This is a genomic window from Ureibacillus xyleni, from assembly GCF_900217795.1.
Taxonomy (GTDB): Bacteria; Bacillota; Bacilli; order Bacillales_A; family Planococcaceae; genus Ureibacillus; species Ureibacillus xyleni.
The window spans coordinates 117,177-134,561 of sequence record NZ_OBMQ01000001.1 but is presented as its reverse complement, the minus strand read 5'-3'; the positions used below and the strand labels follow the sequence as shown (position 1 = coordinate 134,561).

The window sequence follows — 17,385 nt, the reverse complement described above, 5'->3', positions numbered from 1 at the left end:
TAACAATGACTAAACAAACAATTAGAAAATGCAATTATTGTGGTGAAATAATGGAAATAGTAGCTTCCGGCTGCTGCGATGAATGTAATTGGGAAATGTATCAAAGCGAACTATCAGAATTAATCGCAAAAGAAGAACAAGAAGTAAAGGAATTGGAATATATGAGCTGTAATTCTTTCTACATTCCTTACCGTCAAGAAAATCGCAACAAATATAAAATCAACATGAAATATCAATGGATTGATGAAATTTTTGATGATGGGTATCTTCCATTTTAGTTAGAACACATGGAATTTTTCATGTTCTACATCTTGCACCATTAATTAATCAACGATACATAATGCGAAATTTTGAACACATACATATTAAGTTAACTTGGAGAAGTGATTTTTACACTTCTCCTTGCCACTACTACCAGAAGGAAACAAAGTGCCATAAATATATTCATTTAACGAGTTACGAAACGAGAAGAAAGTGATTAATCCAGTGAATGGGAAATAGATATCAAAATACATTGGAAATATACGGTGACATACATTAGATTAGTAAAGTTCAGAACGATGATGTTTAGAGATTTCTCCACTCCACAGAACCATCCAACTTGGAAGATATCACACCTTGCATTAGACATCGCAATTAGAACACCAATTTAAATTTTTCATTTTGCAAAAAGGACTTTTCTTAAATAACTAAAAATTAGAATAGACGGTGTAAAGTAGATTTATAAAACAAAATTTAAAAAGGATATCTCCGTTTTTATAGAGCCGGACAATTCAAACTATTAGGGGGACTAGAAAATGAATGAAATAAAAATTAGTTACGCAGAAATCGTAGAAGATTATTTCGATAGCAATTTAGATATTTGGGTTAAAATCTTTAGATTTAATTTAGGAAATAATGAGATTAAATATGAGATGGCTATAATATCTTCCAACAACAAAGAATGGGAACTAGATAACGAAGGATTTAATGTTCGTTTTGCCCCACCTTTATCTTTAAATTCTATTGCAGAAGAAATACTTTCACTAGGAAAAGGAGATTCAAAAAAAATAAATGAACTTTATCAGCTTTTAGATACGTTGGGTGATATTCGTGAAAACCATGAATTCCTTATTCCGAAATTATTGGAAATGACAAAAGAGGATAACAAAGTTAAATAGGATAGTACCACTGAGAAGAATCGTTTTTCTTCTCTTTTTTTATTTGCTGATGATTCTCCTTAGGTCTGCATTCGTTTTATTGACATACCAAGCAGGCTATATAGTATGACATCATCGCTTAGCAAATTCAGACAAAAATTGACCATTTCTTCCGCCATATAAATAAACCCAACTAATAATAATAAATATGCATGAAATGATAAATTTGATCCCTTTTCCAATACATACCCGCAAACTACCTTCCTTTATAAACCTACTTCTTTAATGATGAAAAAGGGGGGTTCTACATACTAATAGCAAAGAATACAGAAAGTTAATTTTGAAGCCAAATAGAATTCTCTTGATTGCAAAAATTAAATCAGAAAAATATTAAGGAAGTGTCTATAGTCATGAAATATCAACTGGGTAACTTTGAAAAATGAATAATGATAATAAACTTTGAAAGAATGGGAATGCACTTGGGAGTATTTCTCCATAAGGATTTTCATGAGAAAGTAACGAGGAAAAGTTTGCTACTATCACTGAGAGACAATCGGGAAATAAAAAGGAAAAGCCCTTCGGAGATTTCTCTCCGCAAGGCATTTGATTTATTCTGAAACTCTATTGAATTGCCAGAATTATTTTATACCTGGTACAAAAAGTCAAACAAAATCTTCGGTAAATTTATTTTCTACTTTTTCGATTGCACTTTGTACCATAGATTTCTTCCATTTATTTTGTAATTTCATATTGTATCCTGTTAATAATCTTCCATTTTGGTCTTGAATAATTGGTTTATACTTTTGCACAAACATTTGTTCTTTCGAAGGGTCATTATCTATATGTTCCCAGTAACACCTATATCCTTTATTCTCAAGTAGATGAATTATAGTCCCCACAATAAAGTTTGTATCAAGCGTATATCCTTTACCAGAATAAAAGGGATTCCTTTGTACTTGACCTACCCCTCTATAGAGAGTCCCACGTGGTAATAAATTCGTTTTATTTTTCCCAGCTTGTCCTATATACAGTGTAGTTACAGTTTCTTGTTTATCATCTTCTTTATGAAAATACCATCTATATACTCCTTTTGCCGGCTGTTCTGGGTTGTTTGGATTTACAAAAATCGGCATGGTTCTTTCACCTCTATTTATAACTGATTTTATAAATGTAATTCACAATGGTCCCTCAATATTATTAATTAGCCAGGCATCATTTTATGAAGTTAAACCTATTACTATCTGAGCTAGCCTTGTAAAAGTCTTATGAAATTCATCCCTTGAGTTCTCTGAATTCTCAAGTACTCTTCCAACTTGTTCTATTTGCTCAGGTGTTAACGCAAATATAGGAACATTATACTTTTGTGATTGAGCGATCAATCCATTAAAATCCGCCAAATTAATTATATTATAAGGTTCTTCAGGTGTACCAACTTCCTTAAACAAATTATCTTTAATAATCATTTCATTTTCCTTTAATATAGGGACAAGACTGGTATTAACATTTTCATTTATTCTATCAATCCACTGCTTAAATGCCCTTGCTGGACCACCATTTCTCGGTCTATACCTTTGCTGGATTGTACCTATAAATTTAGGTCTTGTATTTGGTAATTTATATATTGCCTCACTAAAGACCGGATGTTTTTTCAAATTATCATAAGTCTTATTCCAATTTGGTATTACTTTACTTAGAGAATTAATCGCCATATTACAAAAATAATCAGGGCTACATGGAACAATAAAATAGTCACTTTGCATTAATAAGTTTGCATTCGTAGCACTTACACTAGGACTCATATCAATTAGTATGTAATCAAACATATATTCCTCTGCTGTAATTCTAAATAAATGACTAATAGCACCCGGAATATTCTGAGTCATTTTAAGGCTGCCAGTCAACTCTTGAGCGATTCCTATTGAAACATCGTATTCTGCAAATCCAATATGACCTGGTAACAAAAACAATCCTTTTCTATTTGGGAATTCATAACACCTTGCTGGTTTTAGTGGTATAGGTCTTCCCTCAAATACTGGATTTAAGGCATCCCTAATATTATCAATATTAGAGTCAGTATAAAATTGTTCAAAATTGTTATTTCCTGATAAACTTAAACTAACGCCAGTAAGATTACATTGTGGGTCTGTGTCGACTATTAAAACCTTCTTTCCCTGTTCTGCTAAAATCCAACCTAAATGAAATGTTGTTGTGGTCTTACTTACTCCTCCCTTGTGATTAAAGAGTGATATTATTTTTGTCATTTAAATCCCCCTTACGTTTTTTATACTTCTATTATACTCATTAACTATTTACAAATATATACCATCAATGCCAACTCATTTTAGATAAAGAAAAACCCTGCAAGTGATTTCTCTCAAGCAGAATTTTCTAGTTCAATATACCCTATACAAAGGGTTTCAAATATCATCAAACAATCAAGAAAATTCCCCAATTAGTCATGAAAACCCTTCCCGTGGTTCAGTGCAGTTTATTTACTCTAAATTTTGTATCCCGAAATGAATTACTTCTAACAATTTATTAATTAATACATTTGTGACTGCTGAAGATAATGTCTCATATTTAGCGAAGTCATTTTGAAATTCTGCGTGTGCTATTTCATTTCGATAATATGTAAAATCATCTTCTAAAAAATCACTATTTTCTCTCCGTGTAGTTCGAAACACAACATGATTTATCCCAACATTAAACCCATTTTCCCTTATAAAGTCAGAAACATTTTTTTGCTCCTTTCGTGGCTTATTTTTAGAAACAATCTCCATTAGGAAATCATATAGCACCATAAATTTCACTACTCTTCTGGGTTTCTCATAATACTTAACAGTTTACGATACAATAACTTATTAGCGTCTGTTACTAGGTTATTACCACTTAGCACTTCTTCTAAAAATACCTTTGCATCAAAAGATCTTTGCATTCGAAACTCGTCTCTTATAGCAATTCTCTCATTAATTTGCAATTGTGTAATATCTTCATTTCCTATACGAACCACATCTACATTGTATTCAGGTATAGAAATATCAATTTCTTTGTTTAATATCAACCTCTTAAAAATTTCAAACAGAACTGTGTTCGCTTTTTCAATGATATTATTTGTATCCTCTTCACTATCAAAATAAAGTTTTATTTCTTTAAGGTTACTACTAATCTCCACCTGCTCAAAAATACTATCATCAAAATTCAATTTAACCACATTTTGTAATTTGCAATTATTTAGCCCCTCAATTTTATAAACTATATAATTTTCTTTTAAAGTAGTATCAGGCACCATTTTTCCACCTTTTCATCGTTTTCTTTTCTCCTAATATGATATCTCTACGTTTTCACCTACTACTATTTTACAATATCCTCTTTAATATAAATTGGATTTAATCTTGACTTTTTCTTTGAGTCACGAAAACCGTTACCGTGGATTAAAATTCCTTCATTAATTCATAAGCATCATGTGGGGAACGAATGCGGAATTTTTTGTAAAACATCGTTTTCTCCCTTACTAATTTCACTTGCACAATGTCAACACGTTTTGCTGTTTGCTGCTTTTCTCTTTCCATATGAGTTCCTCCTAAAATTGAAATAGCCTTACCTCCGTAATTTGGAAGTAAGGCTTAATGAGCTAGATTAGCTATTCTAGGAATATAATATATGGTTGAATTGTTGGTTGATTCGGTTTTTACATAATAAATTTTCCAACAAATCAACTTTTAGTACACCCATTAAATAAAAATAGTTACAATATTAAAGACAGACAATAAATTACATACTGACAGAAAAGGTGAAAGAATGTTAATCGGGGTTTATAATCATGAGCATCCATTTAAGGTGTTAAATCAATATAGAATAAATTTTTATGTCAAAGAAGCAGCAGAGCAGAATGTAGAACTTTGTTTTTTTGGAATAGATGATGTAGATTTTGACAGTAAAACTATTATGGGGGATATACACGAAGAGGGGCGATGGATTAAGAAGAAGTTACCATTTCCTCTTTTAATGATTAACGAATCTAATCGTTCTTTAGATAAGTTAAGAGAACCCAAGAAAGAAATGAAATTAAAACAAGAAATACATACTACTTCCCATCTAATCGATGATAAGTTAACCATCTATAAAAAGATACAGGAAGCTAATCAATTTGAATACCTACTTATTCCAACAATACAATTAACACGATTAAGTGATTTTAACGAGATGATAAACAACTATAAAAAGGTAATTCTAAAACCTGCTAATGAATCAAAAGGTAATGGTATTATTGTTGTCACTCAAAAGCAAAAAAGCCAATATATTTTCCAAGAACAAACGATCACTACCCGTCATGATTTAAAAGCAACTAATAAAATTATTCTTAATGTTATTCGAAAAGGAAATTACATCATCCAACCATTTATTTATTCAAATACGAGCGATGGAAAAACGTTTCATATACGGGTACATTTAGCTCGAAATGCCAAAGCACAGTGGATTATTCTAAAAATGATTGCAGATATTGCAGAGCATGGTATTGATATCAGCAATTATAAAGGCGTAGTAACGTTAGAAGGAGAGAAATTTCTCATTGAAAACTATGGTAAAGATACGGCTACCAAATTATATAGTAAGCTAGAAAACTTAGCTTTCCAACTAACCAAACATATTGATAGTTTCTATCCTTATTCCTTAAATGAACTAGCAATAGATTTTGGAATTGACCAAAACGAGATGATTTGGTTTTTTGAGGGTAATACAGGTCCTGAAATTATAGCATTCCAAGAAAAGCGAGAACAAGAACGAGCCTATCATATAATTAGCTATTCCAAGATGTTAGCAGAGACATTAGCTAAATATCCTATTGAACAGAGAAAAGGAAAACATTTTAAAATTAACACAGATAATAGTAAATATTAAACAAAAAAGCGAGAATAGTCATTTAACTGACATTCTCACTTTCCCTTCTGTTTTTTGTTAGATAATAATCCTATCTTGTAATACTATTTGCTGTAAAATACAAATGATTTACACTTTTCAAGGTATTACTGGTGAAGTATGGAACACTTAATAAATATTTCAGGAATTATTCCCTTCACACAGGACATCTAACAATAGCATCGATTTTCCTTATGCTAAAAGTTTAGCAATTTAACTAAAATACCTAGTAGATTCTATTCCTCTGACTTTTAATTACGTAATTGATAAAGTACACTAATATCACTAGCTGATAACGCTTTGTTATACATTCTTAAATCATCCACTGCCCCATTTAGTGCGTAATATTGTTCATTCAGCCATCCGATATAAATTGGTTCAGCGGGATTATTGGATGTGGTTAAATCTGCTGGAACTATAAGATTTCCAGTCGAAACCTCCACTCCATTAATATAGCCTTTTTGTTGGGTTGGTGAAATTGTAAACGCTACATGAACCCAGTCACCTACTGTAAAGGGATTAGTTACCATTATTGTTTTGTTACCAGGACTTCGTTGATACCATAGGTCAGCTTTATGTGCGCCAGTATAAATATAACTACTTAATCGACCTTCATTACCTTTAACAAAAACAGCATGATTCCCTTTTGCAATATAGTTTCCGTCCGAGTTATACTCACCATAATGACTATCCATTCTCAGCCAATAAGCTAAAGTAACTTCATTATTCAATGCAAGTGAACTATTTTGTTCCACTTTCACACTTCCAGTGGCTCGAACGCCTCCAAATTTAATGGCATTTCCAATTACACCTCCATCATAAACAACATTCTCCTGATGAATAATTGTTCCATGATTGCCATATCCTGAAGAATCATTTGTCGTACCATCGAATGTTAGATGTAATACCAAGGGGTTTGTAATTGTACCTACGTATTGTTGTACTTTAGTTAAAGGTACGGGTGAAGAATCTGTTGCTGTTATTGTGAAGTTATAAGCTCCTGTTACAGTTGGTTTGCCAGTAATCGCTCCTGTAAATGGATTTAAAGTTAATCCATTTGGAAGTATTCCTGTTGTTACTTGGTATGTTACTGGACCTAAACCACCAGACGTTTTAGCGACAGTTCCATTATAGGTTAAATTTTGGAACATAGGATTAATTATTGATGGTATTACAATTGGTGGTGCAACTACAACAGCAGTTGCTGCACTCTTCACTTCAATACCACTTGCCTTTGCGTTTACAGGAGTTACGCCAAATTCAATTGTTTTTCCTACTTCAGCAACTGTTAATGTATACGTATTTGCTGTTGCTCCAGAAATTGCTACTCCATCAGCATACCATCGGAATGTTGAAGTGCCTTCCACATCACCATTGATATCACTATATACATAAGTTCCAGTTAATATTGTATCCACAGTAGGAGTACCTGTAATAATTACTGATGTTGCAGTGGGTGGCGTATCAATAATTGGTGCTGGTGTGCTATTCCCGTCTTATACCTTACGGCTTTCGAACGAGCCTTCACCGTGCAGGCGGCTTTCACCGCACACGGCGATCCGTCAACAGTAGAAACTAAAGAAAAAAGGTAGACAACCTAACAAAACATAGTGTCTTGTCTGAGTCGCCTACCTTTGTTTTAAACTTATATAGGGAAATAAGCTTATATAAAGAATCTACTACTGACTGGGTTCCTTCGCTCCTGCTAGTTTTATCCTTCTTACATGTTACCATGCAAGTCCAAACGGCTAGCGATCGACACTACTACGAACCCGCTGCCATCTACTAGGCATCACTGGTTCTATCCAACCTCCACCTACTAGACTTCAAACGTTCCATCGTGTTGTTCCCTTCTTTTAATGACCTTAGGCTCCCACTATACAGTATGCACATCATCCGTTTAACAGTTCCTAATTGTTCGGATGCTCGTATCACCATTAAAGATGATAGAAATACATGTGAACTCCTAGCATATTCGCACATGTAATTGACACATACAGCCTACATGGATTCGTCGTCCTAGCCATAGTCATTTTTTAAGGAGCCCCGCCTCAGGAATTTCACCTAAGTACGACTTCACCTGACTTCACCCCTTAGAGTAGATAGACTCTCACTGGATACAGGAGGATTAGGCTTGTGAGCTTTTGGAACTGTTACTCACACATCAGAACTTCCCTGATGAATCCAACCACGATAGTTAGAAAAGGACCTCATGGAGGGTTACTAATTAAAGTATTGTCCATGAGGTCTAATTCCACTTATTTCACTAGTAAACTAGTTTATAAAGTAACGTTTCGTATTAAGGTCCAGCAGGAGTTTGGAAACCACTTATAGCTTTACCAGTGATTCCAGCATTAGTGTTATTATTCTTATCTTCAAAAGTACCAGCAGCAATATCTAAAGTTGCAGAATCATTTGTACCATCTAAAGCAACATTTACACCAGTTTTAGCAATAGTAATTACTACTGTGTTATCATTTGTCCAACTTAGAGTTAAATCACTACCTGTTAATACAGTTGCATCTCCATTAGAAGTACTATCATCATCTAAAGTAATTGTGATATCACTAGCAGTTAATGTAGATGTTAAAATTTGCTCATCTAATGTTAATGTGATAGTATCACCAGTTTGCACATCTCCATCTGCTTTACCAGTAGTTGCAACAGCAGTCACAGTACCAGCACCTGGTTTAACATTTTCAGTTACTTTTAAGTTATAGAAAGCATCAGCTGCAAGATTTTGAGCTTTATCTACTGCATCTGTACCAGTGAATTGTAAAGATAACGCTGATTGATCAAGGGCAATTGTATTGATATCTCCATCTAAATCTAATTGTACAATTGATTCATCAGAAGCTAGAGATGCAGCAGCATCAAAAGCATAACCTGTAAATCCATTCAATGTCCAACCTGCATTTGCTGGAGCTGCATTAAGCTCTTCAGAGAATAGAACATTGATAACATCTTTATCGCCGTTGTCGATATAAGACTTAATAGCAACAGGCTTAGCATTATCAGTAGCAGTTGCTGATCCTAAATCAGTAGCAAATTCGCTAGCTGTAAGTTCGTTTGCTTGTGCTGATTTATCTTTGATTACACCTGAAATTCTTACGTTTGCATTACTTGCTGCGAATCCAGTTGCAATTGGTTTAGCTGTTTTTAGTGTTACTGTTTTACCGTCTACACCTAAAGTTGGAGTTGCAGCTACCCATGCATCATCCCAAGTATCTTTTGGAGCAAGAACTTCAAATGAAGTTACTCCAGAGATATCAACTTTTTCATCAAATTTTAATGTTACAGTATTAGCATCAACTAATTCAATAGCAGATACAGTAGGATCTACATAGTCTTTACCAGTGAAAGTAACTGTTTGGAATCCTTCAACAGAAGAAGCTTGTCCTTGAGCAACAATACCTTTAAGTTTAAGTGTATAGTTTACTCCATCTTCTAAAGTCACACCTGCATTTAATTCTAAAGTAGCTTTTTTACCATCAACTGCACTCTTAACTAAATCACTTGTTTCACCTCTACCAGTATCAACTGGGATAGAAGAACCAGCTTTGAATAAATCATAGTCAAATGTTTGGCTTGCAGCAATTTCAGTATTGAAAGCTAATTCAAGTTTATTTCCAGAATTTACAACTTGCGTTGCACTTTCAAGAACTGGTTTAGTTGAAGTATCCGCAACTGTAAACTCTGCTGATTGTAGTTTTACATAATCTAAATTTTGACCATTCTCAACTTTATTAATAGTTACACGATATGTTTTACCTGCATCAAAATTATTAGCAGATGTTACACGTAACTGTTTTGCGTTTAATCCAGCAGCATCTAAGCCCGTATTAGTTAACACTTCAGTAGATTTAATTTCACCATTTTCAATAGTGTATACTGTTACTACATAATCACCAGTATTGACATTTACATCTTTATCAAATGTAAGTATTGCCTTTTTATTTTGACCCGCTTCTTTTTCAGCACCTTGTAGGTTAACAGCAGGAATTTCAATTGTCTTTGTTAATTCACCAGCAGCTTTACCATCTAAATTTTGAATTCCAGAAACAACAAATTTATAAGATTTTCCAGCAGCAAGTGTTACAGCAGGTGAAGCAGTTGATAAATCTGCTTCTAAGAATTTCTTATCCGTTGTATGACCAGTTTCATCAGATTGGGCAATATTAGTACCAACCGTTGCTCCACCGCCATCAGTAACAGTACCTAAGTATGTTTCTCCATTAGTTACATCAAATACTGCAACTTTAGGAGCTGTTGTATAGTTACGAACATCTTCATCAACATCTTTATTAAATTCGAATTCTACTGATTGTGTACCAGTAACTTTAACAGCAGATAATGAAGGTGCTACAGTATCGCTGAATCCTACAAATGTAGTAGCAGTAGCAGCATTTTTATTTCCAACATAATCTTCTAAAGTATCAGCAGCAATGTCTAATGTATAGTCAATATTATTAACTAACTTACTTGCAAGAGTAAGTTTAACTTGTTGATTATTAACGAATTCAACTTTACTTACATTAACAACAGATCCATCAGATTTCTTTTTAAGTGTATATGCAGCTGTGTTTTTAGCAACACCAGTATCTTTTACAGGTTTAGTTAAATTTAATACTACTGTTTGACTGCTAGTTGCTTCAGGATTGCCAGTTAAAGCTGGTTTAGTAGTATCAAAAGCAGCTCCAGTTTTGAATGGATTATTTTGGTTTGCTGTAGCAATTACTTGATTGTCAGCATCTTGTACGTTAGCAAGACGAAGCGTATAATCTGTATTTAACGCTACATTACTATCTAATGTTAAATAAACGCTTTTCTTATTTGATCCTGATACAAACTCAGCTTTAGAAATACCAATAGTACTAAAATCTTGTTTATAAACAGTATAGTTTGTATTTAATTCAGCATTGTTTGCAAGTGGAGTACTGAAATCTACTTTAAGAACATTATTTGCAACTGCTTCTACTTTAGTAACTTTTAATACAGTATCAACAGTTACATCAACAAATGCAGATTTTACTTCAGTAGCATTTGTTGTTTTTACTGTAATACGAGCAACACCATCAGCAACAGCAGTAACTGTTCCATCTTCTGCAACAGTAGCTACATTAGTATTGCTTGATTCGAAGCTGTATGTTACACCTTCTACAGCGTTACCTTCAGCATTTTCTGAAGATGCTACAACTTTTACAGTTTTATCATCATCAACATTAGTATAGATAGTTGCATCTTTACCAGTTTCAGTAATCGCACTTACCGATTCAACTTTTAATGTTTCACCTGGAGTTGTAGTTCCAACACCGTTTTCACTTAAAGTTTTACCAGTTTTAGTGAAATCCTCATAAGATTGACCAAGTGAATCTAAGTCTGTATCTTTTGTAGCTCTATAAACTTCTTCTCTTTCAAAGTCATAAACTTTACCATCTCTTACAACAACAAATTTACCAGCTTTAAAACCAGCTTTAATTAATTGTTTAATTTCAGCTGTTGAAAGTTTACTAATTTGTTCACCAGTATAAAATTTATCTCCAATATAGTAACCATCTTGTACAGATGCTGCTGTGTTTGCAGATACTGCTACAGGAGTTACGGCTGAGAGTGCGATAACTGCTGCTGATGTTAGCTTAAATCCTTTTTTCATTTTAAAACCTCCTGATATTTTAGAAGACTAATATTTAGAATATAGACCTAGACTATTAATCTAGGTCTATATTTGATTATTTTACTGTATTATTTTTTAATTACGTTTACTGCAGCTTGACCAGCAAGTTTAACAGCTTTAACTTCATCAACGCTGTCTGGTAATTGAAGATCTCCAAATGTAACTGTGAAAGTAGTTCCAGTTACTGTAACGTTAGTAGCTGTGTATGCAACTTCTGTACCATCAGTATTAACTAGAGTTAATTCTAATTTATCTAAAGTAGTTCCTTCAGCTACAGTACCAGTGATAGTGTAGTCTAATAGGAATGGTAATAATGGGTTATTAGCTTTAGATTCAGCATTTGTAATCACTACTGCAGGATTTGTAGTAGTTTCGTCTTTTAGACCAGCTACAGCTGCTTCTACAGAAGTTTTAGCGTTAGTGTACTCAAGAGTTGTCGCATCAGCTTTTGCTAATACAGCTTCTGCAGCTGTAATTGCATCTGTCAATGCTTTCTTAGAAGCTTCAGTTTTACCAGTTGTATCAACAGCTTTTGCTTTAGCTACTGCAGTTGTTAAAGCTGCTTTTGCTGCTGCTTTTGCTTCTTCAGTAGTATCAGTTAAATCAGCAATTGTTTTGTCGATATTTGGTAAAATGTTTACACCATTTGCTACTGTTACTTTGTTGATTGTACCTGTACCTGTTACAGAAACATAGTTTGCTTTTACTACTAATTCATCAATAGTAGTATTTGTTAATTCTACGTGTTCCCCAATATTTACATATACTTTACCGTTGATTGTAGAGTTTTTGAATACTTGAGTATTACCGTCTCCACCATTAATGTAAACATTTCCGTTTACAGTAACGTTATCAAGAGTGAAGTCGTTAGCAACTTTTTCATCTACATAAATGTCACCATTGATTGTAACATTTTTAAGAATTACGTTGTTACCAAGGATTTCAAATTTAGCTGGTTTAGATGCTGCACCGATTGTAATGTTATTGAAGTCATAACCTTTTGTTGCTTCTTCTGTTACATCATCATATTTAGCTAAATCATCAGCAATTACAACTGTTACTGATTTGTCATCAACTTTAATAGCTGATGCATCATAGTCGTAGTTGTGGAATTGAGCAACTGTGTTATCAGTAGCTTGAGTAAATTTAAGCTCATCACCAACTGTTAAATACTTCTCAAAAGTATCAATTGAGTTAGGACTATTACGAGTTAATAAATTAGCATTTTTATAGTTTAACTCATAAGTTTTTGTTCCAGCTGCATTAGTTAATAAAATTCGGTTAGCAACTGTATCAATTGCAACAACTTTACCAGTAACAGATTGGCCTGCACCAATACCTTCGTTTGTCACTTTAGAGAATGTAGCAGTACCAGTTAGGATTGGTAATGTAGCACGTGAAGCTGAAGCTACAATATCCACACGAGTTCCACGAATCGCTTCAACTGTAATAGTTGATACGCCATCTACTGAAGGAACAGCAATTGTATTTGAATAAGAAGAACCTGGGTTAACAGTTACTACTTTATTACCAGTAGAATCAGTATATTTTACTGTTGCACTAGAGAATGTAGTAGTTAATTGGAATGTAGTAACAAATTCATTACCATCAAAGTATTGGAATCCGTTTTGATCTACAGTTTGGTATTTTACAGTAGCTGAATCAGCAACAACTGCAGCAGCAGTTTCAGAGTCAACAACAGTTAATTTTGCAGTGTTAATTACTGCATCACTGAAGTGAACCATTTCACCAGCTTTTTGTAAATCGTTATCATCTAGATCTACTTTATCACCAGATTCAACAAATACAGTTGGTGTTGCATAGCTGTCTTTAGCACCAAATAAGCGATATGATACTTGACCATTACCATCAGTGTATAAGTTGATTGTTTCTTTATCAGATACTTTGTAAACACGTTTAGCATTGTTGTCAGCTAAGTAAACAACTGCATCGTTATCATTTTTACTTAAAGCAGTACCGATATCTACTTTAACTTTTACTACAGTACCAGCTGGTGCTTTAGCACCTTTATCGTCTGTTAATACAGCAGTATAGTTACGTCCACCTACATTTTTTAACGCAGCTTCAAATTCTTTTGTTGATAATACATCGCGGTTTGCATATAGAGTATTATAGTTTGTTAATACAACATTAGAACGAGAGCTATATGCTGCAGATTTTTGAACACCTTGTGCATCATTTGTTAAACCTAAGTTTTGTTTCTTAGCAAATGTTACAGGTGCAGCAAATGCTACTAATTCAGTTTTGTCGAAACGTCCAATTGTTGGATCAGTATTGTTGATAGCTGTTTGATCCACCCAAACAAATGGAGTTACAGTTTCGTTACTTCCAGTTAAAGTAAATGTTGCTTCACCTTTAGAATCTAAAGTGATGAATACACGTTTAGTGTTTAATTCACCAGCAGTAGATGTTGTATATTGACCTGGGTAACCTAAATCTCTACCAGTATCATCTGTAATAGTTACATTTTTATTTGCTTTGTTTGGATCAACGTTAACATTGTCTAAGAAACCAACGTTAAGAGTTTTACCTGCACCATTAGCAAGTTTAACTTTATAAACTTTCTTAGCACCATTGTTTAGGTCGTTACCTTGAGTAACTTCAGAAATAGTTAACGGTTGAATATTTGCCCAGTATACTTTACTGAAGTCGCGTGCTGTTGGATTACCAGTAGCATATACTTGAACTTCATCTTGGGTAACTAGTTGATATTGAGTAGAAGCATAACGAGTGTAAGTATAAGTAGCTACACCATCTTCATTAGTAACAGCTTCATAAATGATTGGTTGATTTAAAGAAGCATATGCGCCTTCTTTATTTGATACATCAATAATGTTGAATGTTACAGGAATTCCTGCTTTAGATTGACCTTCAGCAACAGTTACTTGTGCTCTTAAAGTTACTTGAGTACCAAGTGGTGCTTGTTGTGAGTTGTGTGAGTTTACTTGAGTTGTATCTTTACCTTCAACAACAGGGTTAGTGAATTCTACTACTTTAACAGCAGTTGGAACTACAGCAGAGATACCTTTAAATTTGCCGATTTTGCTGTCGCCTAATTTAACTGTGTATTCTTTACCAGCTTCTTGTGCAGCAGTTGTTAAGATTACTACAGAACTGTCAGATTGGCTTAATGCAGCGTTTTTAACTTCTAAACCTTCGATAGAGAAGTCAAGTGAACTTAGGTTTTCAACTTTCTCATTGAAAGTTACTGCCACAGTTGTATTGTTTAATGCAACTACTGATTTAACTGCAACATCAGTTACATCAGAGAAGTTAGTGTTAATCGCGCGGTATAAGAATGATGCAAATTGACCACGAGTAGTTGTATTGTTTGGATTGAATTTAGCTGATTTAGTAATTTCGAAGTAATCTAGAACGTTAATTGCAGCTTGTTGTTCTTTAGAAGCAGAGTTTAAATCAATAACTTCTTTATCGAAATCTTGACCTTCTACAAAGCTAACTAAATCTGTATCGTTTAATGTATCTAATGCACGAACAACTACAAGAGCCATTTGACCACGAGTAATTTTGTTCGCAGCGTTTAAGTTGTTGTTAGAACCTTTGAATACGCCAGTTTCTTTTACTAAAGCAGCGTATTTCACTAATTCTTGGTCTTTATAATCAACAGGAACATCGTTGAAACGTTGTACTGTTGAATAATCAGCAGGAACTTCATATCCTTCAGATACTAAATATTTACCTAATAATTTAACAACGTCAGAACGTGTTAATTCTTTATTTGGTTTGAAAGTACCATCTGGATACCCGTTGATAACACCTTTATCAGCTAAAGCGTTGATTGCTGTTGCGTGATCACTGTTTGCTACATCTTTAAATCCTGCAGCAGATGCTACTGGTACGATTGCAGATGCTACTAAAGTAGCTGTTGCAGCAGTTGCTACGAATTTTTTGTATTTCTTTGGTTGGTTAGCCATAGAAAAATTTCCTCCTCATAGTCCAATTAATAATTTTAGTTATCCATAACTTACTAGAGTAGTAGAATAATAACTACACATAAAAGTTTAGTAGTATACAAATGGTATGTCAATCATTTTTTAGCATTTCTGGCATATTTCGCCTATATCATGCTCTTAATTGAGTCATAGATTTGCAATTGGGATAACTTCAAATTTCTCTCATTATGACACAAAACGACTAGTAGTACCAACATTTTCTTTAACAATACTTGGAAGTAATTTTTGAAAAATATTACTTTTTGACATTATTATTACTAATTCCCCTTAATTCCCTTGAGAAATGTTGCTATATTGCTATTTAGCAACTCTTATATTACTTTTTAATTATTTTTATAAAATAATTAAAATTCTTGTTACAATTGTTGAAATTTGAAATATTATTAGTTTTTGTCCGTATTCTATTTATTTATCTTCTAATTTAACTAGTCGTCTTTTGAAACTGTGATAGATTTAATCACCCGAATAAGTATATGAGGGGGGGTTAGAAATATTCCTAGGAGTTGAAAAGAATATTTGTCTAAATTGTGATTGATCGTTATCATCCAAAAAAGAAGACCCAAGCATTATGCTGCTTAGGCCTTCTTTTCGGGCTACCAACCATTTGTTTTCCTTGCAGGGAAAATTATATCGTAGAGGAAATCTTTACTACTTTTTATATTGTAACACCTTCATTACATTTTAACAATCTAATATTACAAACATTACAGAATAATTTATTGAATAAAAGTAATAAAGCAAAGCTGTATGTAAGCTTTGCCTGTGTTGAAGCCTATTTTCGTTTTGATCCTCGAGCTACTTCTAATAAGAATAATGGTAAAGCAATTTGTCTTTTAATCCGTTTTGGTTCCTTCATTAAACGGTAAAACCACTCCATCCCCACTTTCTGGAATGCTTCTGGTGCACGTTTCACATTTCCTGCTAATACATCAAAGGACCCACCCACTCCTTGATAAATCGTTGGGTGAAGTTTATCGCGGTTTGCATTTATCCAGTTTTCTTGTTTAGGACTACCCATTGCCACAAAAAGGATATCTGGTTTTGCTTCATTAATCTTAGCTAGGACTTTTTCGTTATCCTTTTCGTATCCATCCTGAGTCCCAGCGATTTGAATAGTTGGATATAGCTCTTTTAATTTTGCAGCAGCTTTATCTGCAACTCCCGGCTTACCACCATATAGGAAAATGGGCTTTTGATGTTTTGCTGATTCCGCGCATAGTCGCATCATCATATCCACACCAGTTACCCGTTCTGTAATCTGCCCTTTTTGTATTTTAGATGCTAGGATTACCCCAATGCCATCCGGAATTTGAAATTCCGCTTCGTTGAGTAGTTTTTTTAAAGCTGGGTCTTCTTTCGCTTTAATAATCTTTTCAGGATTAATCGCAACAATCAGTGACTTTTCTTTCTTCTCAATTCGTTGGAAAATCTCTTTAATTAATTCATCGTAATTCTCCGTATTCACTTTGATGCCTAATACTGTCTCTTTCATTTAATTCAACCGTCCATTTTGTTATGTTTTTCTTCCATCATATCAGAAATTATGAAGGAGTGCTTGCCCCAACTAGAAAATAAGAAAATAGCCTGAGTTGTCATTCGACTTAACTTTAATTAAGTGCAAACCGGGACGAAGTCTACTTGGTAAAAAGTTAAAGGTACG

The 17,385-nt window shown here is 33.6% G+C and carries 12 protein-coding genes; 3 read left to right on the top strand and 9 right to left on the bottom strand.

What is annotated here, in order from left to right:
* Positions 1-5: 5 nt before the first annotated feature.
* Entirely contained in the window at positions 6-278 is a 273-nt protein-coding gene (locus CRO00_RS00670) for a hypothetical protein (RefSeq protein WP_097071726.1), read from the top strand.
* Between the two features lie 519 nt (positions 279-797).
* Positions 798-1,160, top strand: coding sequence for a hypothetical protein (locus CRO00_RS00665; protein ID WP_097071725.1), 363 nt, complete (start codon positions 798-800; stop codon positions 1,158-1,160).
* Between the two features lie 641 nt (positions 1,161-1,801).
* Here the strand turns inward: CRO00_RS00665 and CRO00_RS00660 are convergent.
* From CRO00_RS00660 to CRO00_RS20045, 5 genes are all read right to left on the bottom strand, one after another.
* Complete coding sequence (locus CRO00_RS00660) at positions 1,802-2,272, bottom strand: hypothetical protein (RefSeq protein ID WP_097071724.1); 471 nt, start codon at positions 2,270-2,272, stop codon at positions 1,802-1,804.
* An 84-nt stretch (positions 2,273-2,356) separates the two neighbouring features.
* Positions 2,357-3,400: a ParA family protein gene (locus tag CRO00_RS00655; protein WP_097071723.1), complete on the bottom strand. Its 1,044-nt coding sequence runs from the start codon at positions 3,398-3,400 to the stop codon at positions 2,357-2,359.
* A 231-nt stretch (positions 3,401-3,631) separates the two neighbouring features.
* Positions 3,632-3,940: a hypothetical protein gene (locus CRO00_RS00650; RefSeq protein ID WP_097071722.1), complete on the bottom strand. Its 309-nt coding sequence runs from the start codon at positions 3,938-3,940 to the stop codon at positions 3,632-3,634.
* Between the two features lie 8 nt (positions 3,941-3,948).
* Positions 3,949-4,425, bottom strand: a complete 477-nt coding sequence (locus CRO00_RS00645; protein ID WP_097071721.1) for a hypothetical protein — start codon at positions 4,423-4,425, stop codon at positions 3,949-3,951.
* Between the two features lie 145 nt (positions 4,426-4,570).
* On the bottom strand, positions 4,571-4,708 hold the full coding sequence (locus CRO00_RS20045) for a hypothetical protein (protein WP_161946575.1): 138 nt from the start codon (positions 4,706-4,708) through the stop codon (positions 4,571-4,573).
* 229 nt (positions 4,709-4,937) lie between these two features.
* Here CRO00_RS20045 and CRO00_RS00640 point away from each other — a divergent pair, with 229 nt between their 5' ends.
* Positions 4,938-6,038, top strand: coding sequence for a YheC/YheD family protein (locus tag CRO00_RS00640; protein WP_097071720.1), 1,101 nt, complete (start codon positions 4,938-4,940; stop codon positions 6,036-6,038).
* A gap of 269 nt (positions 6,039-6,307) precedes the next feature.
* Here CRO00_RS00640 and CRO00_RS00635 read toward each other — a convergent pair whose 3' ends face one another.
* The 4 genes from CRO00_RS00635 to CRO00_RS00620 all read right to left on the bottom strand — a co-directional run bounded on the left by CRO00_RS00635 (position 6,308) and on the right by CRO00_RS00620 (position 17,217).
* Positions 6,308-7,492 (bottom strand): LamG-like jellyroll fold domain-containing protein, encoded by a 1,185-nt coding sequence (locus CRO00_RS00635; RefSeq protein WP_419865851.1) that lies wholly within the window; start codon positions 7,490-7,492, stop codon positions 6,308-6,310.
* An 863-nt stretch (positions 7,493-8,355) separates the two neighbouring features.
* Complete coding sequence (locus tag CRO00_RS00630) at positions 8,356-11,709, bottom strand: hypothetical protein (RefSeq protein ID WP_097071718.1); 3,354 nt, start codon at positions 11,707-11,709, stop codon at positions 8,356-8,358.
* Between the two features lie 89 nt (positions 11,710-11,798).
* Positions 11,799-15,686, bottom strand: a complete 3,888-nt coding sequence (locus tag CRO00_RS00625; protein WP_097071717.1) for an S-layer homology domain-containing protein — start codon at positions 15,684-15,686, stop codon at positions 11,799-11,801.
* 811 nt (positions 15,687-16,497) lie between these two features.
* Positions 16,498-17,217: a WecB/TagA/CpsF family glycosyltransferase gene (locus tag CRO00_RS00620; RefSeq protein WP_097071716.1), complete on the bottom strand. Its 720-nt coding sequence runs from the start codon at positions 17,215-17,217 to the stop codon at positions 16,498-16,500.
* Positions 17,218-17,385: the final 168 nt, after the last annotated feature.